Source organism: Ruegeria lacuscaerulensis, from assembly GCF_013034745.1.
Taxonomy (GTDB): Bacteria; Pseudomonadota; Alphaproteobacteria; order Rhodobacterales; family Rhodobacteraceae; genus Ruegeria; species Ruegeria lacuscaerulensis_B.
In genome coordinates this window covers 323864-350511 of the sequence record NZ_WQGP01000001.1, presented here as the reverse complement: position 1 = coordinate 350511, position 26648 = coordinate 323864, and the positions used below count along the sequence as shown (strand labels likewise).

22 protein-coding genes are annotated in these 26648 nt (G+C 59.8%); 7 read left to right on the top strand and 15 right to left on the bottom strand.

Annotated features, from left to right (window positions below):
• Position 1 precedes the first annotated feature (1 nt).
• From GOV79_RS01700 to GOV79_RS01680, 5 genes are all read right to left on the bottom strand, one after another.
• On the bottom strand, positions 2-856 hold the full coding sequence (locus GOV79_RS01700) for a hydroxymethylglutaryl-CoA lyase (RefSeq protein WP_170788368.1): 855 nt from the start codon (positions 854-856) through the stop codon (positions 2-4).
• A 59-nt stretch (positions 857-915) separates the two neighbouring features.
• Entirely contained in the window at positions 916-2844 is a 1929-nt protein-coding gene (locus GOV79_RS01695; protein ID WP_170788367.1) for an acetyl/propionyl/methylcrotonyl-CoA carboxylase subunit alpha, read from the bottom strand.
• Between the two features lie 3 nt (positions 2845-2847).
• Positions 2848-3270 carry an ASCH domain-containing protein gene (locus GOV79_RS01690; RefSeq protein WP_170788366.1) on the bottom strand — a complete coding sequence of 141 codons (423 nt, stop codon included), beginning with the start codon at positions 3268-3270 and terminating at the stop codon, positions 2848-2850.
• Position 3271: 1 nt separating this feature from the next.
• Complete coding sequence (locus tag GOV79_RS01685; protein ID WP_170788365.1) at positions 3272-4876, bottom strand: carboxyl transferase domain-containing protein; 1605 nt, start codon at positions 4874-4876, stop codon at positions 3272-3274.
• A gap of 493 nt (positions 4877-5369) precedes the next feature.
• Positions 5370-6896 carry an AMP-binding protein gene (locus GOV79_RS01680; RefSeq protein WP_170788364.1) on the bottom strand — a complete coding sequence of 509 codons (1527 nt, stop codon included), beginning with the start codon at positions 6894-6896 and terminating at the stop codon, positions 5370-5372.
• A gap of 136 nt (positions 6897-7032) precedes the next feature.
• On the opposite strand from GOV79_RS01680, the gene GOV79_RS01675 reads away from it, so the two are divergent.
• Entirely contained in the window at positions 7033-7638 is a 606-nt protein-coding gene (locus tag GOV79_RS01675; protein ID WP_170769258.1) for an OmpW/AlkL family protein, read from the top strand.
• A gap of 44 nt (positions 7639-7682) precedes the next feature.
• On the opposite strand, the gene GOV79_RS01670 is transcribed toward GOV79_RS01675, so the two are convergent.
• Positions 7683-8846, bottom strand: coding sequence for an isovaleryl-CoA dehydrogenase (locus GOV79_RS01670; protein WP_170788363.1), 1164 nt, complete (start codon positions 8844-8846; stop codon positions 7683-7685).
• 205 nt (positions 8847-9051) lie between these two features.
• Here GOV79_RS01670 and GOV79_RS01665 point away from each other — a divergent pair, with 205 nt between their 5' ends.
• Positions 9052-10119: a Hint domain-containing protein gene (locus GOV79_RS01665; RefSeq protein WP_170788362.1), complete on the top strand. Its 1068-nt coding sequence runs from the start codon at positions 9052-9054 to the stop codon at positions 10117-10119.
• A 6-nt stretch (positions 10120-10125) separates the two neighbouring features.
• Here the strand turns inward: GOV79_RS01665 and GOV79_RS01660 are convergent, their stop codons facing one another.
• Together GOV79_RS01660 and GOV79_RS01655 are read right to left on the bottom strand one after the other, a co-directional pair.
• Positions 10126-11316 (bottom strand): DegT/DnrJ/EryC1/StrS family aminotransferase, encoded by a 1191-nt coding sequence (locus GOV79_RS01660; RefSeq protein WP_170788361.1) that lies wholly within the window; start codon positions 11314-11316, stop codon positions 10126-10128.
• Between the two features lie 39 nt (positions 11317-11355).
• Positions 11356-12027 carry an HAD-IA family hydrolase gene (locus tag GOV79_RS01655; RefSeq protein WP_170352600.1) on the bottom strand — a complete coding sequence of 224 codons (672 nt, stop codon included), beginning with the start codon at positions 12025-12027 and terminating at the stop codon, positions 11356-11358.
• 134 nt (positions 12028-12161) lie between these two features.
• Here GOV79_RS01655 and glmU point away from each other — a divergent pair, with 134 nt between their 5' ends.
• From glmU to GOV79_RS01640, 3 genes are read left to right on the top strand one after another with little or no spacing between them, the layout of a single operon-like run.
• Positions 12162-13514 carry a bifunctional UDP-N-acetylglucosamine diphosphorylase/glucosamine-1-phosphate N-acetyltransferase GlmU gene (gene glmU, locus GOV79_RS01650; RefSeq protein WP_170788360.1) on the top strand — a complete coding sequence of 451 codons (1353 nt, stop codon included), beginning with the start codon at positions 12162-12164 and terminating at the stop codon, positions 13512-13514.
• A 3-nt stretch (positions 13515-13517) separates the two neighbouring features.
• On the top strand, positions 13518-15338 hold the full coding sequence (gene glmS, locus GOV79_RS01645; protein ID WP_170788359.1) for a glutamine--fructose-6-phosphate transaminase (isomerizing): 1821 nt from the start codon (positions 13518-13520) through the stop codon (positions 15336-15338).
• Positions 15335-16027, top strand: a complete 693-nt coding sequence (locus GOV79_RS01640; protein ID WP_170788358.1) for a DNA alkylation repair protein — start codon at positions 15335-15337, stop codon at positions 16025-16027. Before glmS ends, GOV79_RS01640 begins: the two co-directional genes overlap by 4 nt.
• Here GOV79_RS01640 and GOV79_RS01635 read toward each other — a convergent pair.
• A complete protein-coding gene (locus GOV79_RS01635) occupies positions 16015-16437 on the bottom strand; it encodes a hypothetical protein (RefSeq protein WP_170788357.1) in 423 nt (140 codons plus the stop codon). The two genes, GOV79_RS01640 and GOV79_RS01635, sit on opposite strands and share 13 nt — an antisense overlap.
• Positions 16438-16527: 90 nt before the next feature.
• Here GOV79_RS01635 and moaA point away from each other — a divergent pair, with 90 nt between their 5' ends.
• Together moaA and GOV79_RS01625 are read left to right on the top strand one after the other, a co-directional pair.
• A complete protein-coding gene (gene moaA / locus GOV79_RS01630; protein WP_170788356.1) occupies positions 16528-17535 on the top strand; it encodes a GTP 3',8-cyclase MoaA in 1008 nt (335 codons plus the stop codon).
• Position 17536: 1 nt separating this feature from the next.
• Positions 17537-18859 carry a 3-deoxy-D-manno-octulosonic acid transferase gene (locus tag GOV79_RS01625; RefSeq protein WP_170788355.1) on the top strand — a complete coding sequence of 441 codons (1323 nt, stop codon included), beginning with the start codon at positions 17537-17539 and terminating at the stop codon, positions 18857-18859.
• Between the two features lie 46 nt (positions 18860-18905).
• Here the strand turns inward: GOV79_RS01625 and GOV79_RS01620 are convergent, their stop codons facing one another.
• From GOV79_RS01620 to GOV79_RS01595, 6 genes are all read right to left on the bottom strand, one after another.
• Complete coding sequence (locus GOV79_RS01620) at positions 18906-20069, bottom strand: M20 aminoacylase family protein (protein ID WP_170788354.1); 1164 nt, start codon at positions 20067-20069, stop codon at positions 18906-18908.
• Between the two features lie 15 nt (positions 20070-20084).
• Positions 20085-21221: an MFS transporter gene (locus tag GOV79_RS01615; protein ID WP_331252254.1), complete on the bottom strand. Its 1137-nt coding sequence runs from the start codon at positions 21219-21221 to the stop codon at positions 20085-20087.
• 68 nt (positions 21222-21289) lie between these two features.
• Positions 21290-22567, bottom strand: coding sequence for a DUF3422 family protein (locus tag GOV79_RS01610; RefSeq protein ID WP_170788353.1), 1278 nt, complete (start codon positions 22565-22567; stop codon positions 21290-21292).
• Between the two features lie 283 nt (positions 22568-22850).
• A complete protein-coding gene (locus GOV79_RS01605; protein WP_170788352.1) occupies positions 22851-24302 on the bottom strand; it encodes an NAD(P)(+) transhydrogenase (Re/Si-specific) subunit beta in 1452 nt (483 codons plus the stop codon).
• A gap of 13 nt (positions 24303-24315) precedes the next feature.
• On the bottom strand, positions 24316-25887 hold the full coding sequence (locus GOV79_RS01600; protein WP_170788351.1) for a Re/Si-specific NAD(P)(+) transhydrogenase subunit alpha: 1572 nt from the start codon (positions 25885-25887) through the stop codon (positions 24316-24318).
• Positions 25888-26019: 132 nt separating this feature from the next.
• Positions 26020-26469: a methyltransferase family protein gene (locus tag GOV79_RS01595; RefSeq protein ID WP_170784172.1), complete on the bottom strand. Its 450-nt coding sequence runs from the start codon at positions 26467-26469 to the stop codon at positions 26020-26022.
• Positions 26470-26648: the final 179 nt, after the last annotated feature.

Sequence of the window (26648 nt, the reverse complement as noted above, 5' to 3'; positions counted from 1 at the left end):
CTTACTCCGCCCGCATGGCGCGCGCCATCTGCGCGGCTTCTTCTACTGTGGCCATGTCAATGCCCGTCTCATACCCCAATCGTTCCAGATGAGCGACAACCGCTTCGGTCGCTACATTGCCAGCCGTCCCCGGCGCATAAGGGCACCCTCCCAGACCGCCGACCGCCGAATCGAATGTCCGCACACCAAGCGCCAGAGCTGCGTCGATATTGTCGATGGCACGTCCCGTGGTGTCATGAAAATGCCCCGACAAACGCGTCACAGGCACCCGTTCGCGCACGGCCAGAAGCATATGAGCGATTGTGTCAGGCGTCCCCTGCCCGATCGTGTCGCCCAGCGAGATCTCATAGCAGCCCAGCGCGAACAATGTGTCGGCCACCTCGGCCACCTTTTCGGGCGAGATCGGACCGTCATAGGGGCAGTCGGTCACGCAGGACACATAGCCCCGCACCGGCAGGTCGATATGGCGCGCGGCCTCAAGGATCGGGGTGAAGCGTTCGATGGATTCCGCAATCGTCGCGTTGATATTGGCCTTCGAGAACCCCTCGGACGCCGAGGCAAACACTGCAATCTCATCCGCTTTAGCGGCCAACGCGTCCTCATATCCACGCATATTCGGTGTCAGCGCAGCATAGCGGATACCATCGGCCCGGCTGATCCCGGCCAGCACCTCGGCACTACCTGCCATCTGCGGCACCCATTTGGGCGAGACAAAGCTGGCCACCTCGATCCGGTTGAACCCGGCGCGGCTGAGGCAATCCACCAGAGCGATCTTTTCCGCTACCGGGATTTCCCGCTGTTCATTCTGCAGCCCGTCGCGCGGCCCCACTTCGAATATCTCGACCCGATCGCCCATCTTACTCCTCCGCTAAGCTGTTGATCCAACTGTGCCACGGCTAAGGCGGCAGGAACAGGTCATTCCTCCTCCAGCCGGACCAGTGCGGCCCCGGCCTCGACCTGAGCGCCCGCCTCGACCAGCACTTCGGCCACGACGCCATCGCGGGCTGCCAGCAACGAATGCTCCATCTTCATAGCCTCAAGGATGGCCAACCGGTCGCCCTCGGCCACAGCCTGCCCAGACTGCGCAAAGACCGCCTTGACCAGACCGGGCATCGGAGCCTCGATCACATTTGTATTGCCAATGGCGCTGGTATCGCGGTCCAGCGGGTCGATCATCTCGAACACCTGGCCATAACCCTCGAATACCGTGATCTTGGAACCAGCGACTGAAACGCGCGGCATAGCTGCACCACCGATAGTCCAGTTCCCCGCGGTGCGTTCGGCCAGAATCGTCTCGTCGCCGATGTGCCAGACCTGCCGGTTCGGTCCTTCGACCTGCGCATCCAGATCAATCACATCATCCGCCATAAGCTGAACGGCACGATGCAGAGGCGCCCACAGGGAGAATCCTGTATCCTCGGATGTGCCCACCAAACCCGCAGCGGTCATGGCCGCCGCAACTGCGGCACGCGTTGAGGTTGCCGAGGTCTGAACCAACCCATCCAGATCACGCCCGATCAGGCCGGTGTCCACATCGCCGGATGCGAACCCCTGATGCCGAGTCAGCGCGCCCAGAAAGGCGAGGTTTGTCACGGTGCCCGCAACCTCTGTCTGCTGCAAAGCACGGTGCAACTGTTCCAGCGCGACCGGGCGCGTAGGGCCGTGGACGATGACCTTGGCGATCATTGGGTCATACCACGGACTGATCGTATCCCCTGCCCGCACACCGCTGTCCGCCCGGCAGAGCGTCGGGAAATGCAGATGCGTCAACGTTCCTGTCGCAGGCAGAAAGCCTTTGGGCACGTCCTCGGCATACAGCCGCGCCTCGAATGCGTGACCCGAGATAGAAAGGTCACTCTGCTGTTTCGGCAGCGTCTCGCCCGCGGCCACGCGCAATTGCCATTCGACAAGATCAACCCCTGTAATCGCCTCGGTCACGGGATGCTCCACTTGCAGGCGGGTATTCATCTCCATGAACCAGAACCGATCCGGCCGCAGCCCGTCCGAGGCATCAACGATGAATTCAACCGTACCCGCGCCCTTATAGCCAATCGCCTCGGCGGCGCGTACACCGGCCTGCCCCATCGCTTCGCGCATTTCAGCCGTCATACCGTGTGCCGGAGCCTCTTCGATCACCTTCTGGTGGCGCCGCTGCAACGAGCAATCGCGTTCGAACAGATGAACCGCATGGGTGCCGTCGCCGAAAACCTGCACCTCGATATGGCGCGGTTTGGAGACGAATTTCTCGACCAGAACGGCGTCGTTGCCAAAGGCCGTGCTCGCCTCGCCTCGCGCACTGTGCAGCGCGTCTGCGAAATCTTCGGCACGTTCAACCAGCCGCATACCCTTTCCGCCGCCACCTGCAACAGCTTTGATGAGAACAGGGTAGCCGATTGTGTCCGCGGCACCGGCCAAATGCTCCGGGTCCTGATTGTCGCCATGATAGCCCGGCACCACAGGCACGCCCGCCTGTTCCATCAAGACTTTGGCAGCATCCTTGAGGCCCATCTTGCGGATCGCCTCGGCTGAGGGACCGATAAAGGTCAGCCCAGCCGCCTCGACCGCATCCACAAAATCCGGGTTCTCAGACAGAAACCCGTAGCCCGGATGGATCGCCTGCGCTCCGGTGTCGAGCGCCGCCTGAATGATCGTGTCGCCCTTCAGATAACTCTCCGCCGGGGCCGCACCACCGATATGCACTGCCTCGTCCGCCATCTGCACATGCTTGGCCGAGGCGTCCACATCAGAATAGACCGCAACGCAGGCCACACCCATCTTCTGGGCGGTCTCGATCACCCGACAAGCAATCTCACCCCGGTTGGCAATCAGGATTTTGGTGAACATGACTTACCCCTCAACCGTCAGATCTTCGACCAACCGGAACCGCTCGCAGAGCAGCTCCATCTCGGGCTCGAACCCGCCATTTCGTTCAAAGTACCGGCGGTGATCTTCGCGCCACCCCTCAAGCGTCTCATTCTCGCCTTCGGCCAACGCAAACTCCTCGGTCACATCGCAATAGCGGCAGATCGAAACTTCGACCGTTTCGATCACCAGCGCCGGTCGGTCGTCCCATTCCAAAGCGATGTCCCTGCGCCCTACAACCGGCGTGTCCGCACTGCCCTCGGGGTAATCCCGCAACGCGCCGCAGGTCGCGGTTTTCTTTCCTGCGCGCACCAACGCCAACAACTCGGCGCTTAGCGTTGCATTGTCTCCGAACTTGAAGGTCTGCGCGCCGGGGTAGCGTGATTTCAGTTTTTCCAGATCGACCATTTTACATCCTGAACACGCCAAAGCGTGTCTCCTCGATCGGAGCATTCAACGCCGCACTCAGCGACAAGGCCAACACATCGCGCGATTTGCGCGGGTCGATGATGCCGTCATCCCAGAGCCGCGCCGAGGCATACAGCGGGTGCGATTGCTCTTCGAACATGTCTAAGGTCGGGCGTTTGAATTCAGCCTCTTCCTCGGCCGACCAGGTACCGCCCTGCCGCTCGATCCCGTCGCGTTTCACGGTGGCCAGAACGCCTGCGGCCTGCTCGCCGCCCATCACCGAAATCCGGGAATTCGGCCAGGTCCACAGAAAACGCGGCTGATACGCCCGCCCTGCCATGCCGTAGTTCCCCGCGCCGAACGAGCCTCCCACCAACATTGTGACCTTCGGCACCGAGGTCGTCGCCACCGCCGTCACCATCTTGGCCCCGTGCCGCGCGATGCCCTCGTTCTCGTATTTGCGGCCGACCATAAACCCGGTAATGTTCTGCAGGAACACCAGCGGGATGCGACGCTGAGAACACAGCTCGACAAAATGCGCGCCCTTCTGCGCCGCCTCGGAAAACAGCACGCCGTTATTGGCGATGATCCCAACCGGGCAGCCTTTAACATGAGCAAAGCCGGTTACCAGCGTTTCCCCGAAGCGCGGCTTGAACTCATCGAAGCGCGAGCCATCGACCAGCCGCGCAATCACCTCGCGGATATCATAGGGCGTGCGCAGATCGGCAGGCACAACCCCGAGAATTTCCTCTGGGTCATAGGCCGGGTCCTCAGGGTTGGCCCAATCCACCGTCTGCGGTTTGCGCAGGTTCAGCGACCCTACGGCTCGGCGCGCCAAAGCCAGTGCATGCGCATCATCCTCGGCCAGATAATCCGCCACTCCGGACAGGCGGGTATGTACGTCACCACCGCCCAGATCCTCGGCGCTGACCACCTCGCCCGTCGCGGCCTTGACCAGAGGCGGCCCGGCCAGAAAGATCGTGCCCTGTTCCTTGACGATGATCGTCACATCCGACATCGCGGGCACATAAGCCCCACCCGCCGTACACGACCCCATCACCACGGCGATCTGAGCAATCCCCTTGGCGCTCATCCGAGCCTGATTGTAGAAGATGCGGCCAAAGTGATCGCGGTCGGGGAACACCTCATCCTGATTGGGCAGGTTCGCGCCGCCGCTATCGACCAGATAGATGCAGGGCAGATGGTTTTCCTCGGCAATCTCCTGTGCCCGCAGGTGTTTCTTGACGCTCATTGGATAGTAGGTGCCGCCCTTCACGGTGGCATCGTTGCACACCACCATAACCTCGCGCCCCTGGACCCGGCCAATCCCCGCGATCACCCCGGCACAAGGCGCGGCATCGCCATACATCCCATGCGCCGCCGTTGCGCCGACTTCCAGAAACGGAGACCCCGCGTCCAACAGGTTCGCCACCCGGCGCCTGGGGAGCATCTTGCCGCGGGCTTCATGCCGCGCGCGGGATTTCTCACCGCCGCCCATACGGGCCGCTTCGGCAGCAGCTGAGATGTGCGCCAGAGCGTCGAGATGGGCGGTGCGGTTTGCCTTGTAGCCCTCAGAGGTAGGCATGGCTTTGGATACTAGCTTCATTGGTCTTTACCTTCCGGTTTAGATAGCTCAGCCCACCTAGCCAACCTGCGAGCCTCCACCCATCGAAGCCCCGACGCTTTCACGTGACACCTAGTCAGGATGGCACCGTTTTCCCCGCCTGAGGTGCAATCGCTTGCCCCAACCTTTGCGCGTGATCGGGATAGAACGTTTAGGTAGTTCTGGGCTTCCGCCTCATTCACAGCAGGAATCTCATTCGGGAGCTCTGCAAGTATTTCATGCGATCGAATTTCTAGGTGCCTGACAAACGCATTCTTGCAAGAAATTCCCGTCTTTAAAGAGGGTGGATAGTAGCAATGCCCAACTCCCCACTCAAAGCACTTGGTATCCATATGCATCTGAGTGATTGGGGCGCCCCTCGACAAAGCCGAACATCCGTCAAGCCATGCAAGAGCATCAATGTATTGGGATTCCGTACTCTGCGCACTCGCTTTTGATGCAAAGCACAAGGTAACTAAAAATAGGCTGACTAGTTTCATACAGCTGTCTCCCCAGCAGCCCGCGCCTTCAATTCCTTCCGGATAACCTTTCCCGTCACCGTCATCGGTAATTCCTCCAGAAACGCCACCTCGCGCGGGTAGGAATACTGCGCCAGACGAGCCTTGACCCACTCCTGCAGCTCAGTGCCCGACGCTTCGGCCCCTGGCTTCAACACCACATAGGCCTTGACGATCTCGGTCCGCAGCTTGTCGGGCTTGCCGACCACGCCCACGGTCGCCACTGCCGGGTGGGTCAGCAGGCAATCCTCGATTTCGGCGGGGCCGATCCGGTATCCGGCCGACGTAATCACGTCATCATCGCGCCCCACGAAGCGCAGATAGTCACCCACCCACACGCCACGGTCGCCGGTGATCAGCCAGTCGCCCCGAAACTTCTCAGCTGTTGCCTCAGGCCGGTTCCAATACTCCAACAGCATCGAGGCCGAGCCGCGCCGGATGGCCACGTCGCCCTCGTCGCTGGTCGGATTGCCAGCCTCGTCGATCACCGCCACCTCATGCCCCGGCACCGGTTTGCCAATACAACCGGGGCGCACGGGGAAATCCTCGGCGCAGGAGGACACGACCATATTGCATTCGGTCTGCCCGTAGAATTCGTTGATCGTCAGACCAAACGCCCGCTGCCCCCAGGCCAGCATCTCGGCCCCCAGCGGCTCGCCGCCCGAGGCGACCGAACGCAGACCGGGAATGGCCTGATCCGCCGCTTTCAACATCCGCAGCGCGGTGGGCGGAAAGAAAACGTTGCGCACCCCGCCGCGCGCGACCACATCGGCGCAGGCCTCGGGCGTGAACTTCTCAAGCCGCGCAGCGACCACCGGAATGCCCAGCGCCAGACCTGGCATCAGCACGTCAAACAGCCCACCGATCCACGCCCAGTCGGCGGGGGTCCACAGGCAATCGCCGTCGCGCAGATGGTTATGGCTGATCGACACGCCGGGCAGATGGCCGGTCAGCACCCGATGCCCGTGCAGCGCGCCCTTGGGGCTGCCAGTGGTGCCCGAGGTATAGATCAGCACCGCCGGATCCTCGGGGCCGGTATCGGCAAAGGGTAGCGTCTGATCCGACGGCGCGATTTGGTCGACACGCAGCGGATCCGCCAACCCACTCAGCAGCGTCTGCCCCTCGGCATCCGTCAGCACAACCTGCACCCCGGCGTCGCCCGCGCGTGACGCCAGCGCATCGCGTTGGAACAGCTTGAACAAAGGCACCGAGATCGCGCCCAGTTTCCAGATCGCCAGATGCGCCGCCGCACACCAAGGCGACTGACTAAGCAATACACCGACCCGATCACCGGGCCTGATCCGTTGTTGCAAAACCTGCCCAATGCCATCCGTCATCCGCGCAAGATCCCGGAACGTTATGTCCTTTCGCGCATCGCGTGTCAGATCAACGACTGCAACCTGATCATGCGGCTGCGCCAGACATTGGGCCGCCATATTGAGTCGGTCTGGCACATCCCAGCCACCCACACCCAGCATACCTGGTATGTTTCTAGCGGGACACATGGCTTGAACCTCCTGATTCAAAGAGATTTTTCCTTTTCGCGCGCACCCCAACTGTCACAGAAACTTGACACAGATCAGAGTTGGCAGGGGTCGGTTGATGCAAAACCGAAGCATCAAAACATTCAGAGGCCATGAAATGACCAAAAAACTCGCCGCTTTGACACTTTCCACTGCGCTTGTGGCGCTTGCTTCTCCTGTTCTTGCTCAGAACCAGGGTGACTGGACCGTTGGTATCGGTGCGGGGTATCTGGAGCCCAAATCCGATAACGGTACGCTGGCCGGGCTGGACGCCGAAGTCGATTCCGACGTCAGCGCAATCTTCACCGTTGAATACTTTGTCCGCGACAATCTGGGCATCGAGCTGCTGGCTGCAACCCCGTTCAGCCATGAAGTCACGCTGGGGGGCAGCGTCGACGCAGGCAGCCTCAAGCATCTGCCGCCCACCCTGTCGTTGAACTACCACTTCGACACAGGCACCGCCTGGAAACCCTATGTCGGTGCCGGCATCAACTACACGATCTTCTTTGATGAAAGCTCTGCCTTGGGCGATCTTGAGCTGGACAACTCGGTCGGACTCGCGTTGCAAGCCGGTCTGGACTACGCCATCACCGAACAAGGTGCCGTACGTCTGAACGTGCGCTGGTTCGACATCGACTCGGACGTGTCGCTTGATGGTGCCGATATCGGCGAAGCCGAGATCGACCCCTGGCTGATTGGCGTTTCCTACGTCCATCGTTTCTGATCCAACACTTCTGCGCCCCGCATCCTGTTGCGGGGCGTTTTTCGTCACGACATCTCACTCATCAACTCACGGCCAATCAGCATCCTGCGGATTTCGCTGGTGCCTGCACCGATCTCCATCAGCTTCGCATCGCGGAAAATCCGGCTGACGGCAGAATCCGACAGGAACCCGGCCCCGCCCATCGCCTGCACCGCCTGATGCGCCTGCGTCATCGCCGCCTCGGACGCATAGAGGCAACATGCCGCCGCATCCTGCCGTGTCACATCCCCCCGATCACAGGCTTTGGCGACCTCATAGACATAGGCCCGCGCCGAGTTCATCGCTGTATACATATCGGCGATCTTGCCCTGCATCAGCTGGAACGACCCGATAGGTTTGCCGAATTGCTTGCGCTCGGCCAGATAGGGCATGATCTCATCAAGACAGGCAGCCATGATACCGGTGCCGATCCCGGCCAGCACCACGCGTTCATAATCCAGACCGGACATCAAAACCGCGACGCCCTTGCCCTCCTCGCCCAACACGTTTTCGAACGGAACCTCGACATCTTCAAAGATCAGCTCGGCCGTGTTTGACCCACGCATCCCTAGCTTGTCGAAATGCGGGGATGTCGAAAACCCGGTCATCTTTTTCTCGATCAAAAAAGCGGTGATTCCGCGCGATCCCGCCTCCGGGTCGGTTTTGGCATAGACGACCAGAGTATCCGCGTCCGGCCCATTGGTGATCCAGTATTTGCTGCCATTCAGCCGGTAATGGTCGTTGCGTTTTTCGGCGCGCAGCTTCATTGACACAACATCCGATCCGGCTCCGGCCTCGGACATGGCCAGCGCGCCAACATGTTCACCCGAGACAAGTCGCGGCAGGTATTTTGCTTTCTGTTCGTCCGTCCCATTCAGCTTGATCTGGTTGACGCATAGATTTGAATGCGCCCCATATGACAACGAAACCGAGGCCGAAGCCCGCGCCACCTCTTCAACTGCGACGGTATGGGCCAGATAGGACATCCCCGCTCCGCCATATTCCTCGGGTACGGTAATACCCAACATCCCCAGATCACCCATCTCGCGCCATAAGTCATTGGGAAAGGCGTTGGATTTGTCGACCTCGGCAGCCTTCGGTTTGACCCGCTCCTGCGCCCAGCGATGAACCATCTCCCGCAGGGCATTCACATCTTCACCCAGATCGAACTGCATTGTGGCCGTGAACATCCCCGACTTCCTCCAACTGGATTAATGAACACTTGTTCAAATAATTTGACACGGACAAGCGCGGACGTCAAGAACCTGGGCAATCACTCAAAAAACCTCGGATTCAGAGTATCTTCACGATTTCAACACATTGTCGTCCCGACGCTGAGCCAATAGGGTCTCGCCGACATGCGTTGAGTCGAAAATCATTTAGAAAGCAGATCCCATGGCCCCGACGAATGTGATTATTAACGGAGATTTCAGCAGCGGCCGCTCGAACTGGTCGGGCACCGACGTGGAAATCAACCCCGAGTTTGCCTTCCTTGGAAATGGTTCAAGGAACCTGGTTTCAGAATTGGATGGCCGCTCGGGTTTCACCACCGTTTTGGAACAGACGTTTACGCTGGACGATGCGCATTCGGGTATTTTGGAATTCGATACAGCATTGCGCACAGCCTCGTTGGGTAACGCGGGCACCGATGGGTTCACGGTCGAAATCGTGGACAGCGACGGCATCGTGATTTCAACCATGACCGTTCTGCCAACTGAGGCCAGCTTCACAACAATCACCATAGACGTCGATTTCCCCGAGGCGGGTGAATACACGCTGCGATTCACCGAAATCGGCGTAGATGACAGCCTTGGCGCGATTGTCGACAACATCTCGCTTCTGATCTGTTTCTGTCAGGGAACGCTGATCGACACAGAACATGGTGAAATCCCCGTCGAACAGTTGAAGGCCGGCGATCTGGTGATGACGCAATCGGGGGCCAAAGCTTTGAAATGGGTCGGGCGGCGACATGTTTCCAAGGCCGAGATGACGGCTGAACCCAAGCTGCTTCCGATCCGCATTGCCAAAGGTGCGCTTGGACAAGGGATGCCGCATACGGATTTGTTGGTGTCACGACAGCACCGGATGCAGGCCTCGTCGCCCGTGGCAGAACGTATGTTTGGCGCGCGCGAGGTTCTGATCTCAGCCATTCGGCTGACCGCCCTGCCAGAGGTAGAAGTCGAGGCGCAGGCGTGTGCGACGACTTATTTCCATCTGCTTTTCGATGACCATGAAATTGTATTTGCGAACGGCGCCCCCAGTGAAAGCATGTTGCTGTCGCCGATGTCTCTGTCAGCCCTATCTGCCGAGGCGTTGGAGGAGCTCCACCTGCTGTTCCCGGGCCTGACAGCCGTCACCCCGTCAACCTCGCAGCAGACCATCCCGCAGATCAAACAGCAAAAACGGTTTGTCGAGCGTCTGGGTAAAAACAACAAACACCCGCTGGACCAGCGCGCGCATTAGCGCTGGTCAGGATTGATAGACCGCGCCAACCTCGGCCCGGATGATCCGCGCAATAAGGCGGCAATCTTCCAGCGAGAATGTCAGCGGCACCCGCATATCCATGATCCCCGCCAGCACCCGGTCACTGGCAGGCAAAGGCGCACTATCCGCATAGCGCCAACTGTCGTATCGCGAGGTAAAACCAGTGGGCTCGGCCCCACCGAACCACTTCAACTCGACCCCACGCGCAGCGCAGCGGTGGATCACCTCGGCGATACGCTCGGGCGACCAATCCAGCAACAGGAATTGAATGGATGAGCCCACATAGGTCTCACCTTCGGGCCGTTCGACAATAGTTAGGCCGGGCGTGTCGCGCAGACCATCTTCGATCTCAGCATAGCGTTCGTTCCAGCGCGAAACCTGCTGGTCCAGATCCCGCAGTTGAGGCCGCAGGATCGCCGCCCGCAGGTTATCCATCCTGCCCGAGACATTGGGGGTGTTATATTTGATCCGCTCAAACACCTCTGGCCCCGGTGCGGCCAGATGACGTTCGTACAGCATATACGAGCCCGACAACATCGTCGCCTTCGCTGCAAGTTCCTCATCATCGGTGACCAGCAAGCCGCCCTCACCCGAGTTCACATGCTTGTAGGTCTGGCAGGAATAACACCCAATGGCCCCCTGCCGCCCCGACAATTGCCCGCGCCACGCTGCCCCCATCGTATGGGCGCAGTCCTCGATCACGATCACTCCTGCGGCGTCGCACATCTGCATCAGCCGGTCCATGTCGCACAGATGCCCGCGCATATGGCTGAGCATCAGCACTCGCGCCTGATCCAGCTTGGCTTCAAGATCGTCCAGATCAACCACCAACCCTTCGGTCACGCCCACGAACACAGGCCTCGCCCCGACCGAGGCGATTGACCCCGGCACCGGCGCCAGCGTGAAAGCATTGGTCAGCACCGGATCACCCGGCTGCACCCCAACTGCGCGCAGGGCCGTGGCCAGCGCATATCCGCCCGAGGATACCGCCAGACAGTATTTCGCCCCCATCTGCGCCGCGAATTCCTGCTCCAGCAGCGCGGTTTCGCCCAGTTCTCCGGGCACCACGTTATAACGGTGCAACCGCCCATGGCGCAGTACAGCGAGCGCGGCCTCGACCGCCTCTTCGGGGATGGGTTCCTGCTGGGTGAAGCTGCCAGTGAATATCTCGGTCATGGCTCTGTTCTGGTCCTCACGCCCGCTTGGGTCAAGAGACTAAGCCGCCGCACCAATCAACCCCTCGACCACGCGGGGCAGATCATCGAAATGATGCAGCAACGCCTCGGGCTCCAGCGCGGCCATATCGTCACCAGAAGGGCCGAATGTAACCAGAACCGAAGGCACGCCCGCCGCCTTTGCCGTGTTCCGGTCGGTATCGGAGTCGCCGATCAGAACACACAGGTCGGGATGACCACCTGCCCGCCGCGCAGCCTCGCGCAGCGGTTCGGGGTCGGGTTTGCGCACGGGCAACGTATCCGCCCCGACCAGAGCGGCGAACTGATCCCGCACTCCCATCTGTGACAGCAACTGATGCGCCAGCGCCTCGGGCTTGTTGGTGCAGATGCCCACGCCGTAACCGGCCGCTTTCAGCGCCTCAACCGCGTCCAACGCGCCGGGATAGAAGGTGGTATGGGTGTCGATGGCCTGCGCGTAGGCCTCCAGCAACATCGGGTAATAGTCCGAAATGGTCTGCTCTTCGAATGCTCCAACACGCTTTAACCCGTGGGTCAGCATCATCCGACCACCCCGAAGTGCCACGCCCGCGTCCTGCCCGTGGATCAGCACATCACCATGGCCCATATGACGAAAACAATGGTTCGCGGCCTCTAGCAGATCGCCGGATGTATCCGCCAAAGTTCCATCCAGATCGAAGATTACGGTACGCATAAAGCCTCCTGCCTCGGCGGGTTTTCGCCACGTCGTGTTGCAAACGGCAATCTAGTTTGATGCCCGAACCGCTTGCGCCTTTGCCCCCAGCGGATAAAACGGTCGCCAACAAAACACAAAGAGAAAACGAATTCATGAGCACCGCCCTTGTCATCCTCGCCGCCGGAAAAGGCACCCGGATGAATTCGGATATCCCCAAAGTTCTGCATCCCATCGCGCAAGCTCCGATGCTGGTCCACGCCATGCGCGCCGGGGCCGTGCTGTCGCCCGAACGCACGGTGATTATCACCGGCCACGGCTCCGAGGCCGTTGCCAAGGTCGCCACAGCCGAGGATGAGACCGCGCAGATTGCCGTACAAGAGGAACAGTTGGGCACCGCCCATGCCGTCGCCCAGGCCCGCGCCGCGCTGGAGGGGTTCGAAGGCGACGTGGTGGTCCTTTACGGTGACACGCCGTTTTTGCAGCCTGACACGCTGGAACGGATGATCGAGGCACGCGCACAGAATGATTTGGTCATTCTGGGGTTCGAGGCCGCCGATCCCGCCCGCTATGGCCGTCTGGTCATGCAGGGAGACACGCTGGAACGGATCGTAGAATACAAGGACGCCTCGGATGAGGAACGCGCGATAAGCTTCTGTAACTCTGGGATTTTGGCCTGTGACGTACTAACCTTGCTCTCGTTGATCGACGCGGTAGGCAATGACAACGCGTCCGAGGAATACTACCTGACTGACGTGGTCGAGATCGCCCGCAGCCGGGATCTGAAAGTCACCGCTGTTGCCTGTGACGAGGCGCAGACGCTAGGCGTCAACTCGCGCGCAGATCTGGCCGCTGCTGATGCGGTATTCCAGGCTCGCGCCCGCGCAGACCTGCTGGATCTGGGCGTAACCTTGATGGCTCCGGAAACCGTCTACCTGGCCGCTGATACGATCATCGGACGGGACACGGTGATCGAGCCCAACGTGGTCTTTGGCCCCGGTGTCACCGTCGAAAGTGGCGCGACGATCCGGGCGTTTTCGCATCTGGAAGGCTGCCATGTCAGCCGCGGAGCTATCGTCGGCCCCTATGCCCGCCTGCGCCCCGGCACTGAACTGGCCGAGAACACGCGCATCGGGAATTTCGTCGAAATCAAGAATGCCGAGGTCGCCGAAGGGGCTAAGGTCAACCACCTCAGCTATATCGGGGATGCCTCTGTTGGTGCGGCAACAAATATCGGAGCGGGTACGATCACCTGCAACTATGACGGGGTGATGAAGCACAAGACCACGATTGGTGAGAATGTGTTCATCGGATCAAACACCATGCTGGTTGCCCCCGTGACCGTGGGTGACGGCGCGATGACGGCGACCGGCACGGTGGTCACGCGCGACGTCGAGCCCGACGCTCTGGCCGTAGCACGGGCCAAGCAGGACAACAAACCCGGCTATGCGCGCAAACTTTTTGAAATGCTCAAGGCGAAGAAGGCTCGCCGCGACAAAGGAGCCTGACCCATGTGTGGTATCGTAGGCGTATTGGGTGAACACGAGGTCGCCCCAATTCTGGTCGAGGCGCTGAAGCGCCTTGAATATCGCGGCTATGACAGCGCCGGGATTGCGACCGTGAACAACGGAGCGTTAGGACGCAGACGGGCCGTAGGCAAGCTGGTGAACCTCAGCGATTTGCTGGTACATGACCCCCTGCCCGGTAAATCGGGTATCGGCCATACCCGCTGGGCCACACACGGCGTGCCCTCGGTGACCAATGCGCACCCGCATCAGGCGGGCCCCGTGGCCGTGGTGCATAACGGGATAGTCGAGAACTACCGCGAGCTACGGGCTGAGCTGGCCGAGCATGGAGTGGGTTTCGTAACCGAAACCGACACCGAAACCGTGGCTCTGATGGCTGAGCATTACCTAAAGTCTGGCCTCTCACCGGTTGAGGCCGCGTTCAAAACCATCGACCGGCTTGAGGGTGCTTTTGCGCTGGCGTTCCTTTTCGACGGTCAGGACGATTTGATCGTGGCGGCGCGCAAGGGCTCTCCGCTGGCCGTCGGTCACGGGGATGGCGAGATGTACGTAGGTTCGGACGCCATCGCACTGGCCCCGCTAACCGACCGCATCACCTATCTAGAAGAGGGTGACCGCGCGGTGCTGACCCGCACCTCGCTGGAGATCCGTAACGAAGCCGGTGAGTTGGTCAATCGTGAGCTCCGCCAGATCAAGATCGACCAATCCCGCGCCGACAAGGGCGGACACAAGCACTTCATGGCCAAAGAAATCGCCGAACAACCCGTTGTGGTGGCCGAGGCGATCCGATCCTATCTGCGCACGGGCGGGGATGAGATCACCCTGCCCGGCAATTTGGATTTCACCAAGCTGGACCGCCTAACTATGGTCGCCTGCGGCACCGCTTTTTATGCCTGTCTGACCGCGAAATACTGGTTCGAGCAACTGGCCAAGATCCCTGTCGAGGTCGATATCGCCAGCGAGTTCCGCTACCGCGAACCGCCCATTCCCGGTCGTACGGCGGCCTTGTTCGTCAGCCAGTCGGGCGAGACAGCCGACACGCTGGCCGCGCTGCGCTATTGCGAGGGCAAGGCCGACAGGATCGTATCGGTCGTCAACGTCCCCGAAAGCTCGATCGCGCGGGAAAGCGACATCGCGCTGCCCATCCACGCTGGGGTCGAGATCGGCGTTGCCTCGACCAAAGCCTTCACCTGTCAGCTCAGCGTGCTACTGATGCTGGCGCTGAAGGCCGCTGCCGACCGAGGCACTCTGACACCCGAGCAAATGGCTGATCACGCCGCCGCCTTGCGTGGCCTGCCATCTGTGCTGAACACAGCGCTGGAGCAAAACGATGCCATCCGCGCCGCTGCCCAACGCCTGTCCGAGGCGCGCGACGTTTTGTTTCTGGGTCGCGGCCTCATGTTTCCACTGGCGATGGAAGGCGCGCTGAAACTGAAAGAAATCAGTTATATACACGCCGAAGGTTATGCATCGGGTGAGCTGAAACATGGGCCCATCGCCCTGATCGACAAGCATATGCCCGTCGTGGTGATGGCTCCGCGCGATGCGATTTTCGACAAGACGGTGTCGAACATGCAAGAGGTAATGGCACGTAAAGGCAAGGTGATCCTCGTTTCCGACGATGACGGCATCGCCGAGGCCAGGGACGGGGTTCAAAGCACTATTCGCATGCCCCATATCCATCCCAGCCTTGCACCGATCCTCTATTCGGTTCCGGCGCAGTTGCTGGCCTATCACACGGCGGTCGCAAAGGGCACCGATGTGGATCAGCCGCGCAATCTGGCGAAATCCGTCACTGTCGAATGATACAAGCCGCCGTCTATCTGGACCAGATCAAGGCGCACGCGGATGCCGAGCGCGCGCAGCAGGCCGCCGCCTATCACAAGGTGGACCGCGCTTATCTGGGAGTGCCCAATCCGGTTCTGAATGATCTGACCAAAAGCTGGCGGCGAGAGCTGGATGTGTCGGACCGCGTCGCTCTGTCAGATGCGCTTTGGCAGACGAATATTCACGAGGCGCGCATCGCCTCCGCCAAGCTGCTGACGCAGGCACGGATCCGGCCAGATGAAGCAGCTTGGGATCTGCTGCAAAGCTGGCTGCCCGATTTCGACGCCTGGGCCGTTGCCGACCACGCCTGTATGGCAATGCAGAAACGCCTGTCCGCCGATCCTGCGCGGTTGGATCAGGTCGAACGCTGGACGACATCCGACCACATGTGGACCCGTCGCGCGGCTTTGGTCGCTACCCTGCCTTGGACCAAACAGAACCATCCCAAACCAGACGACCTGAAACACCGGGATCGGATTCTGGGCTGGGCTGCGGGCTATGTGCCTGACCGCGATTGGTTCATCCAGAAATCTATCGCGTGGTGGCTGCGCGAATTGTCCAAGCACGACGCACCGCGCGTCATCGCCTTTTTGCAAACGCATGGCCTGGCGATGAAACCCTTTGCCCGCCGCGAAGCAGGCAAGTACCTGAAAGATCAGTTGGAGTAGACTTCTAGCTCGACCAGTTCATCAAAGGGCAACAACAGCTCTCGCATCGCGTCCAGCGACAGGCGGCTCCCCCCGCCTTCGGGCCCCGGTGCGGGAACCAGCGTGATATAAGCCTGCGCGCCAGTACGGGGTACAAGCACCCGCCCGGTAAATTCCGTCTCGACCAGAGGTGTCTGCATCCAGCGCCCCGGCGTCGTCGGATCGCCCAAGCTGGCAATCGTGGTCTTGGCCCCGATCCAACCGGCAGCGGTTGCTGGGGCCGGTTCGGGTTCGGCAACCTCTTCAACCACAGCCTCTTCGGGCTCGGGTGCGGCAGCCGGTTCACCCCGGTTGAACACTCGATCCGTGGTCGATCGGACTGCATCGCACCCCGCGACCAGAATACAGCATAGCAAAAGCGCATATCTCATGCCCAAACCCTACTGCCGTGCGCGCATCTGTACCAGCGCAAAGCACAGTTCGCCCTTGTCGCAGGGCGGGTGGCGCTTTACCTATGTCGCATGACTGCTCCACTTATCGACCCGTTCGCTCGCGCCATCACCTATCTCCGCGTCTCCGTCACGGACCGCTGCGATTTCCGCTGTGTCTACTGCATGTCCGAGGACATGAAGTTCCTGCCCAAAAAGGACCTGCTGACGCTGGAAGAGCTGGACCGCATGTGTTCGACCTTTGTGAACATGGGCGTAGAAAAGTTACGGATCACCGGGGGTGAGCCGCTGGTACGCCGCAATATCATGACGTTTTTTAACGCGATGACCCGGCATCTGGACAGCGGCGCGTTGAAAGAGCTGACGCTGACCACCAACGGATCACAACTGCATCGCTTTGCCGATGACCTCTACGCCGCTGGCGTACGGCGGGTGAATATCTCGCTGGATACGCTGGACGAGGACAAATTCGCTCAGATCACTCGCTGGGGACGTCTCAAGCAAGTTCTGAACGGAATTGATGCGGCGCAAAAGGCCGGGTTGCGGATCAAAATCAATGCGGTTGCGTTGAAAGGCTTCAACGAAGAAGAGCTCCCCACGATCACAAAATGGTGTGCCGAACGCGACATGGACCTGACCTGGATCGAGGTGATGCCCATGGGGGATATCGGCAACGAAGACCGGTTGGACCAATACTGGTCACTGAAAGATGTGCGCAAGGAATACGAAAACCACTACACAGTGTCCGACCTGGCCGAACGCACCGGTGGACCCGCGCGCTATGTCCGTCTGGAAGAGACAGGCCAAAAGATCGGCTTCATCACGCCACTGTCGCACAATTTCTGCGAAAGCTGCAATCGCGTGCGCCTGACCTGCACCGGAGAGCTGTATATGTGCCTCGGGCAAGAGGATATGGCAGACCTGCGCGGTGCGCTGCGCGACCATCCAGACACCGAGCAACCGCTGGAAGAGGCGATCCGAGCCGCAATCGACCTCAAGCCCAGGGGGCATGATTTCGACTATTCCCGCCAGTCGGTGGATGGCAAAATGAGCCGCCACATGAGCCACACAGGCGGCTGACATGGCCGCCCCTTCTGGCCGTCCGACGCTGCTTTACCATTTGTATTGCGGCCTGACTGCTGTGGCGGCCCCTTTCGTATGGCGCGCGGTGCGCAAGAAACTTCTGGCGGCAGAAGTCCCAACCCTGCGCCAACATGAGCGACTGGGTCACGCCAGCCAACCGCGCCCCAAAGGCCAACTCATCTGGTTTCACGCCGCCAGTGTGGGCGAGACTCTGTCGGTCATCACTCTGATCAAACGTCTGGGCGAAAGGCTGCCAGATGCCAGCTTCCTGATCACCTCAGGAACACCCACATCGGCGGCGCTCATCGAAAAGCGTATGCCGCCCCGGACGCGCCATCAATACCCGCCCTTGGACGCAGCTGGCCCGGTCCGGCGCTTTCTGAACCACTGGCGACCCGATGCTGCCATCTTTGTCGAAAGCGAAATCTGGCCGCGGCTTATCACCGAAACCCACAATCGCGACACACCTCTGGCGCTGCTGAATGCACGACTTTCAGATCGATCGGTTGAGGGGTGGAAAAAACGGCCCCAAACAGCGCGTTTCCTTCTGGACCAATTCACCCTTTTCCTGACCCAAAACGACAAAACCGCCCGCAACCTGATTGCTATGGGTGCCCCAGAAACCCGCGTGAAACCGGGCACGAACCTCAAAGCGATGTCCGACCCGCTACCGGTGGACCGCACCACACTTGAGGAAATTCGAACCCAAATCAGTGAACGCCCCATCTGGATCGCCAGTTCGACCCACGCCGGAGAAGAGGAAACCGTACTGTCGGCCCATGCCGAACTGCTGAACCGCTGGCCCGACCTGCTGCTCCTCTTGATCCCTCGCCACCCCGAGCGTCGAGGCGACGTCGCCGCGCTGATCCAACAGTCTCACCTAACGGCAGCCTTCCGCTCTGCGTCGCAACCCATTGCGCAGGATGCACAAATCTATGTCGCCGACACGCTGGGCGAAACCGGCACCTGGTATGCGCTCTGCCCTATTGTGTTCCTCGGCGGGTCCCTCAGGGAAATCGGTGGCCATAATCCGTTCGAACCTGCCCAAGCTGGCGCAGCCGTGATCACCGGTCCCGGCTATTTTAACTTCGCCGAGACCTTCGCCCCTCTGATCGAAACAGGTGGCGTAACCGAGGTACGAACAGCACCAGAGTTAACGAAGACTGTGACCCAATGGCTGTCTGATCCAACCAAACTGAACGCAGCCCGCGAAGCTGCGAAAACCTGCGTAAACTCTCAAAAAAACGCACTGGACGACATCGTCGAAACACTTTGCGCCCAGCTTAACCTGAAACGTCAGGATCCCACTTCATCTGGCTAAAAATATCTCGGGGGCGTGGGGGCAGAGCCCCCACCGGCCCGCACGTTCAAGCCGCCGGCATCCTCTGTTCAACAATCTCAGCCCACCAGCTACACCCGGCCGGTATCGCTTCATCGTTGAAATTATACTCTGGGTGATGCACCGCTGCCGTGTCGCCGTTGCCCACCAAAATATACGCGCCCGGCCGCTCCTCCAGCATAAACGCAAAATCTTCACCCCCCATGACCAAAGGTGCCTCTTCGCATGCACCGGACACCGACCGCGCCACATCAGCTGCAAACTCGGTTTGCGCCTCGCTGTTCACCATCACAGGATAGCCCCGGTAATAGGTGACATCGACGCGCCCGCCAAAGGTCGCAGCAACACCGTTGCAGATTTCGCCAATCCGCTTCTCGGCCAAGTCGCGCATGGCGGTGCTCATAGTCCGCACAGTGCCGCGCATCTTGACCGTCTGAGGGATCACGTTGAACGCAGTGGAAGAGGTCTCGAACGAAGTGACTGACACCACCACCTGATCCACCGGGTCGGCATTCCGCGCGGCGATGGTCTGCAAGGCCAACACAGCCTGTGCGGCCATCACTGTCGTATCCACCGTTTCATGTGGCTTGGCCGCGTGACCGCCCTTGCCTTCAAACACGATATCAAACTGATCGGTGGCCGCGAAAAACGCACCGGGCCGGATGGCGAAACTGCCAACGGGATGACCCGGCCAGTTGTGCATTCCATAGACCTCTTGAATACCCCATCGGTCCATCATCCCGTCTTCACACATCTCGCGGCCGCCGCCACCGCCTTCTTCGGCCGGTTGAAAGATCACCACAACAGTGCCATCGAAGTTCCGCGTCTCGGACAGGTATTTGGCCGCCCCCAGCAACATTGCCGTATGCCCGTCATGGCCGCACGCATGCATCGCCCCTTCAGTTTTCGAGGCATAGTCCAGCCCTGTCGCCTCAAGGATCGGCAGCGCATCCATATCCGCCCGCAACCCTATGACCTTGCCGCTGGTGTCAGCCTTGCCTTTGATCATCCCAACAACTCCGGTTCGGCCAATGCCCGTCACCACCTCATCACACCCAAATGCCTTCAACTTTTCCGCGACCAGAGCGCTGGTCCGGTGCGTTTCAAACAGAATTTCGGGATGTTCGTGAATGTCACGCCGCCATTCCGTAATTTCCGTCTGCAACTCCGCAAAGCGGTTTTTGATCGGCATATCTCTCTCCCAAATCTATCTGTCTGTCTTCAATGCACCAGATAGCAGCACAATGAACACAGCCAGCGGCAACAGCGCCATGAACGCCAAACGCAATGTAAGCATTTCGGCCAAAAACCCAATAAGCGGAGGTCCGATCAACAACCCGCCATAGCCCAACGTCGCCACGCTGGCGATGGCCTGCCCCGGTGGGATCGTCGCATCATTGGCAGCCCGGCTGAACGCAAGCGGCATAATCACCGCATAGCCGACACCCATCAACGCAAACCCAGCCAGCGCTGGTCCCGGCGCGTTGGCCGCAACAACCCCGATCACGCCCAAAGCCGCACAAACCCCACCGAACCGTGCCGTAGGCACCGCGCCAAACCGAGCGATGACAAACCCGCCTGCCAGCCGGAACGCCACCATCGTAACGGAGAACACCGCATATCCCAACGCAGCGACGCTTTCTGCTGCTCCGGTGACATCACGCAGGAAAATCGCGCTCCAATCTGCGACCGCGCCCTCGCCCAAAGCGCCGCACAGTGCGATGAACCCCACCAGTACCAAGGCCCCCGATGGCAACGCGAAAACCGCCCCACCTGACGTCTCAACCCGCCGCGACGACCATCGCACCCAGGAAAAAGCCAACGCCAGCGCGACCACAACACCGCCCGCCAGCAAGAAGTGCTGTAAGACAGACAAACCCAACTGCACAGCGCCATACCCGCTGAGCGCGCCCAGCCCTGCCCCAAGGCTCCACATCGCGTGAAACGAGGACATGACTGGTTTATCATAGGCCTGCTCGACCTCGGCCGCCCAGGCGTTCATCGCCACATCCATCGAGCCATGAAAGGCCCCGAATACAAACAGAAACGCCGCCAGCGCCCAGAACCCGCCCGCAAAGGCCAGCAGGATCAGGGAAAACGTATAGAGGACGGCAATGACCCGCGTAATCGCAACAGCACCAAACCTGTCGGTCAAACGCCCCGTGACTGGAAAAGAACACACCGCACCTGCCGCCATAAACAGCAGACCATATCCCAAGGCCTCATGCGTCAGATCCAGCCGATCGCGGACCGCCGGAATGCGCGAGGCCCAGATACCGAAAAGCGCACCATTCAAGATGAACATGGCCGCCACGGCCCGCCATGCGGCCAATATTCCGATCACGCTCTAATCCTTCGCACGTCCCTGCCTGTTTCCGTTCTATAGACGCTCCCGGGATTAGCAAATGCGGATTATTCCAACCGCTTGCGTATCTGACGAATCCCGTACCAGACCAAAAACACGACCGGCAGCGTAACAATAGCGGTCAGCATACCTTTGCTGATCCCAGCCTTGGTCAAGGGGTACAGCAAATAACTGGCTAGCGAGACTGCATAATAACTGATCGCAACCACCGACAGCCCTTCGACCGTATGCTGCAACCGCAGCGCCAGATCGGACCGGCGATCCATACTCTCCAGCAACGCCTGGTTTTGTGCGCTGCGCTCCACATCCACCCGCGTTCGCAGCAACTCTCCGGCGCGGATCGCCCGGTCGGACAAGGCTTGCAACCGACGTTCGGTGGATTTCACAGTCCGAATGGCCGGATCATAGCGGCGCATCATGAAGTCCGCGAAACTCTGCCGCCCCGCGAACCGTTCTTCGCGCAACACTTCGATCCGCTGATTGACAATCGCTTCATATGCCCCCGTGGCCCCGAAGCGGAACGAACAGCGGGCAGACAGTGTCTCCAGTTCGATCGAAGTCGACAACAAATCTGGCAATAGCTCATCGGGGTGCGCCGAATTGTCAGTCATCTGCCCCATCAACCGGGTCAGCTGTGCGTCCAACTCACTGATCCGTGGCGTCAGCTGCTTCACCCTTGCAAAGCCTAACATGGACATGGCCTTGTAGGTTTCGATCTCGCACAGGCGTTGAATAATCCGCCCGGTCCTGCGCCGCCCTGTCTGTTCGTCGACAAACAGCGCAAAGCGCATGTGTCCAGCCGGGTCGATGCGAAAGTCACTGGCACAAATGGCCGAGTCGTCCAGCACCCGCGCCACAGCCAAGCTTTCAGGTTCAAACCAATCCCCAAGCGCGGCCTGCACCGCGTCCTCCTCCGCCCGCGGGACCACACGGATCATGGCCGAGGTCACACGCTGACCGGGGCTGGACATCAACCAATCGGGGGGGAACACCTCGAAATCGGCTGGATTGAAGGCACGATCACTGACATTTTGCGTAATCGCTGTGTAAGTGACAAATTCCGTATGTTGCTCCCATTTCAACCAATGGCGCCCGATCTGTCCGGCATAATGCGTGGCGTCAGGCTGCGGATGCTGTGCGCCATGGCGGTCCAGCAGATTGATCAGATGCGCGATATCTTCATCCCGATCCCGCGCCACCGCTGCTTCGGATTTTTTGATCGCCAGAAACACTACCGTGCAAGGAGAGGACGCCACCGGAAAAGGGCGCGCATGCAATTCATTGGCCAGAGCATAGCGCAAAGGATGATCATCTATGGGGGTCATAACGGGCTCCGAAGTCACCGTCGCACTATACGATGTTCAGGCCTCTCATCAATTCTCTTTTTATTTCTTATAGTTACAAGAATACCTTCGCATACATTCCTGCTATCTTGTTGAAATAACTGCCAACCTGAAACCTAGCAGCCCCAAACACCAAAAAAAGCAAACCCCGCCTGCTTCATCTGGCCGAAAAATATCCTGGGGGGCCTTGGGGGCAAAGCCCCCCAACATCAAAAAAGAAAAGGGCGCCAACAGGCGCCCTTTACAATTTCCCTGAACCGGATGCTCAGTCGATCATCGGCAGCAGCTTGTCCAGCGACTGCTTGGCGTCGCCATAGAACATGCGGGTGTTTTCTTTGAAGAACAGCGGGTTTTCGATGCCCGAATAGCCGGTACCCTGACCGCGCTTGGACACAAAGACCTGCTTGGCCTTCCAGCATTCCAGAACCGGCATCCCGGCGATGGGGCTGTTGGGATCTTCCTGCGCCGCAGGGTTCACGATGTCGTTCGACCCGATCACGATGGCAACATCCGTTTCCGGGAAGTCCTCGTTGATCTCGTCCATCTCCAGCACGATGTCATACGGCACTTTGGCTTCAGCCAGCAGCACGTTCATATGACCCGGCAGACGGCCGGCAACGGGGTGGATCGCGAAGCGCACCTCTTTGCCCTTGGCGCGCAGCTTGCGGACCAGTTCGGAAACAGACTGCTGTGCCTGCGCAACCGCCATACCGTAGCCAGGAATGATGATCACGCTGTCAGCGTCGTTCAGAGCTGCGGCAACGCCATCGGCGTCGATGGCCACCTGCTCGCCCTCAACTTCCATCTGCGGGCCCGAGGTGCCGCCAAAGCCGCCCAGGATCACGCTGACAAAGTGACGGTTCATCGCCTTACACATGATGTAGGAGAGGATCGCACCGGACGAGCCAACCAGCGCACCAACCACGATCAGCAGGTCGTTGCCGAGGCTGAAGCCAATGGCCGCTGCGGCCCAACCCGAATACGAGTTCAGCATCGATACAACCACCGGCATGTCCGCGCCACCGATACCCATGATCAGGTGATAGCCGATGAACAGCGCCGCCAGTGTCATCAGGATCAGCGGGAACAGACCACCCGAGGCGGTGTACCAGATCAGGCAGATCAGCGAGAGACCTGCCGCAGCCGCGTTCAGCGCATGACCGCCGGGCAGCTTGGTAGCGGCCGAAGTCACTTTGCCCGCCAACTTGCCATATGCCACGACAGAACCGGTAAAGGTGATCGCACCGATGAAGATGCCCAGGAACAGTTCCACATGCAGGATGGTCAGTTCCGCAGCTGTCTTCTTGGCGATCAGCTTGGCAAAGGCGCCCAGATCCGACAGGTCCGCTTGGTTCGCCGCATCCGCAATCGCCATGACCTGCGCGACGTTGCCGATCTCAAAATGCGCGTTGAAGCCCACAAACACAGCCGCCAGACCCACGAGGCTGTGCATCGCGGCCACAAGCTGCGGCATCTCGGTCATCTGCACGCGCTTAGCGACGTAAGAGCCAATCAGACCGCCGCCTGCAATCAGCAGCAGCGACAGCAGCCACAGGCCCGAACCGGGACCCACAAGCGTGGCGAACACCGCCAGCGCCATACCAACAATGCCATACCAGACGGCGCGCTTGGCGCTTTCCTGGTTCGACAACCCGCCCAGAGACAGGATGAACAGAACAGCCGCAACAACATAAGCGGCAGTAGTGAAGCCAATCATCTACCCGACCTCCTTAAGATTTCTGGAACATGGCGAGCATGCGCCGGGTGACAAGAAAGCCGCCGAAGATGTTGATCCCGGCCATAAAGACCGACAGCGCCGCCAGCAGGATCACCAGGAACGAGCCCGATCCGATCTGCATAAGCGCCCCAACAATGATGATCGACGAGATCGCGTTGGTGATCGCCATCAGCGGGGTGTGCAAGCTGTGCGCCACGCCCCAGATCACCTGGAAGCCCACAAACACGGCCAGCACGAACACGATGAAGTGCTGCATGAAGCTGGCCGGAGCGACCAGACCCACCAACAGCATCAGCGCGCCGCCCACACCCAGCAGGGTAAACTGCTGCTTGGTCTGCGCCTTGAACGCAGCAATCTCCTGCGCCTTTTTCTCTTCCGGGGTCAGTTCCTTGACCTCGGGCTTTTTCTGCGCCGCGATGGCCTGCACCTTGGGCGGTGGCGGCGGGAAGGTGATCTCACCCTCAAAGGTCACGGTCGAGCCGCGGATCACGTCATCTTCCATGTCGTGGTTGATCTGACCGTCCTTTTCAGGCGTCAGGTCAGTCATCATGTGACGGATGTTGGTCGCGTACAGAGACGACGATTGCGCCGCCATCCGGCTGGGGAAGTCGGTATAGCCGATGATGGTCACGCCATTGTCGGTCACGATCTTCTCATCCGCGACGGTCAGCTTACAGTTGCCGCCCTTTTCCGCCGCGAGATCGACGATGACCGAGCCCGGTTTCATGCTTTCGACCATATCCTTGGTCCAAAGCTCAGGAGCCTCGCGGTTCGGGATCAGCGCGGTGGTGATCACGATGTCCATCTCGGGGGCAAGTTCACGGAACTTGGCCAGCTGCGCGTTGCGGAATTCCTCGGACTGGACAGAGGCATACCCGCCGGTGGCCGCGCCATCCTGCTGCTGCTCTTCAAAGTCCAGATAAACGAACTCAGCCCCCATGCTCTCGACCTGCTCGGCCACTTCGGGGCGCACGTCGAACGCATAGGTGATTGCGCCCAGCGACGTGGACGTACCGATCGCGGCCAGACCGGCCACACCAGCGCCCACGATCAGAACTTTCGCAGGAGGTACTTTACCCGCAGCCGTCACCTGACCGGTGAAGAAACGACCGAAGTTGTTACCCGCCTCAATCACGGCACGGTAGCCCGCGATGTTCGCCATCGAGGACAGCGCGTCCATCTTTTGCGCGCGGGAAATACGCGGCACCATCTCCATTGCGATCACGTTCGCGCCTTTGGATTTGGCCAGCTCCATCCCGTCTTCGTTGCCCGCAGGATTGAAGAACGAAATCAGCGTTTTGCCTTTGGTCAGGCGCTTCAGCTCGGTTTCAGTGGGCTGGCGGACCTTAGCGACGATATCGACCCCTTTCCACAACGCAGCTGCGGTCTTGACGATCTCAACGCCTGCGGCCTCATAGACCGCGTCCGAGAACCCGGCAGCGGCACCCGCCCCGGTCTCAATCGCGCAGTCATAGCCCAGTTTCTGCAACTGCACGGCAGAATCCGGAGTCATGGCGACCCGGTTTTCACCGTCCAGTATTTCCTTTGGTGTACCTATCTTCACCGGCTGTATCCCCCTAATTTTCACTCAGACCCGAGCGGGTGGTCGGTATGGTTCATCAAACATTGATCTATCCTGCGCAATATTATTTCGCAAGCGCAGCATAATTTACGCTGTGTCACAACGCGTCGATCCTCAGACCCAGCGGCGGGTCTGCTGTTCGTAACGGGCGAATTCCGCACGAAATTTTCGGCGTAACCGGTCTTCTTCCGGTACGATAAAGCGGCGCTCCAACAGCCACGTGAAAATCGGGATCAGCACCAGGGACAGCACCGCATCGAACCGCAGGACCAATCCTGTCAGGATCAAAACATCCCCCAGATAGATTGGGTTCCGACTGCGCTTGAAAATGCCAGTCTGCACCATTTGGGTCGGCACCTGATGCGGAAGAACCGTTGTTTTATGCCGTCGAAACTCGACAACAGCCAGCACTGCCAGAATAACACCCCCGCCAATCAGAAGGCCACTGAGAAGATCGGTAAACCAACCACTGAAGGACAATCCCATGGGCAAGAACTGCGCTTGCAGCCACGCTAGACCGGCAGCTGCTAGCAACCAGATCGGAGGGATATCAATTTTCTGCATTCGCGGCGTCTTCCCAGCTGTCACTCAGGTCCAGAGTGTCGTTTTCGACCGACGGTCTATCGCTTTCTGACCTGAATATCAAAATACCAGATAGTCGCAGCAGTGTAATACGCCGCCTGACTCACAACCTCTTCCGATGGACAGCACTGTGCGCATCCGCTAGCCATCTTCAGGAAACG

Bases quoted from the DNA above. Each gene is read 5' to 3' on its own strand.
- GOV79_RS01700 (WP_170788368.1), bottom strand. From the start codon at position 856: ATGGGCGATCGGGTCGAGATATTCGAAGTGGGGCCGCGCGACGGGCTG.
- GOV79_RS01695 (WP_170788367.1), bottom strand. From the start codon at position 2,844: ATGTTCACCAAAATCCTGATTGCCAACCGGGGTGAGATTGCTTGTCGG.
- GOV79_RS01690 (WP_170788366.1), bottom strand. From the start codon at position 3,270: ATGGTCGATCTGGAAAAACTGAAATCACGCTACCCCGGCGCGCAGACC.
- GOV79_RS01685 (WP_170788365.1), bottom strand. From the start codon at position 4,876: ATGAAGCTAGTATCCAAAGCCATGCCTACCTCTGAGGGCTACAAGGCA.
- GOV79_RS01680 (WP_170788364.1), bottom strand. From the start codon at position 6,896: ATGTGTCCCGCTAGAAACATACCAGGTATGCTGGGTGTGGGTGGCTGG.
- GOV79_RS01675 (WP_170769258.1), top strand. From the start codon at position 7,033: ATGACCAAAAAACTCGCCGCTTTGACACTTTCCACTGCGCTTGTGGCG.
- GOV79_RS01670 (WP_170788363.1), bottom strand. From the start codon at position 8,846: ATGTTCACGGCCACAATGCAGTTCGATCTGGGTGAAGATGTGAATGCC.
- GOV79_RS01665 (WP_170788362.1), top strand. From the start codon at position 9,052: ATGGCCCCGACGAATGTGATTATTAACGGAGATTTCAGCAGCGGCCGC.
- GOV79_RS01660 (WP_170788361.1), bottom strand. From the start codon at position 11,316: ATGACCGAGATATTCACTGGCAGCTTCACCCAGCAGGAACCCATCCCC.
- GOV79_RS01655 (WP_170352600.1), bottom strand. From the start codon at position 12,027: ATGCGTACCGTAATCTTCGATCTGGATGGAACTTTGGCGGATACATCC.
- glmU (WP_170788360.1), top strand. From the start codon at position 12,162: ATGAGCACCGCCCTTGTCATCCTCGCCGCCGGAAAAGGCACCCGGATG.
- glmS (WP_170788359.1), top strand. From the start codon at position 13,518: ATGTGTGGTATCGTAGGCGTATTGGGTGAACACGAGGTCGCCCCAATT.
- GOV79_RS01640 (WP_170788358.1), top strand. From the start codon at position 15,335: ATGATACAAGCCGCCGTCTATCTGGACCAGATCAAGGCGCACGCGGAT.
- GOV79_RS01635 (WP_170788357.1), bottom strand. From the start codon at position 16,437: ATGAGATATGCGCTTTTGCTATGCTGTATTCTGGTCGCGGGGTGCGAT.
- moaA (WP_170788356.1), top strand. From the start codon at position 16,528: ATGACTGCTCCACTTATCGACCCGTTCGCTCGCGCCATCACCTATCTC.
- GOV79_RS01625 (WP_170788355.1), top strand. From the start codon at position 17,537: ATGGCCGCCCCTTCTGGCCGTCCGACGCTGCTTTACCATTTGTATTGC.
- GOV79_RS01620 (WP_170788354.1), bottom strand. From the start codon at position 20,069: ATGCCGATCAAAAACCGCTTTGCGGAGTTGCAGACGGAAATTACGGAA.
- GOV79_RS01610 (WP_170788353.1), bottom strand. From the start codon at position 22,567: ATGACCCCCATAGATGATCATCCTTTGCGCTATGCTCTGGCCAATGAA.
- GOV79_RS01605 (WP_170788352.1), bottom strand. From the start codon at position 24,302: ATGATTGGCTTCACTACTGCCGCTTATGTTGTTGCGGCTGTTCTGTTC.
- GOV79_RS01595 (WP_170784172.1), bottom strand. From the start codon at position 26,469: ATGCAGAAAATTGATATCCCTCCGATCTGGTTGCTAGCAGCTGCCGGT.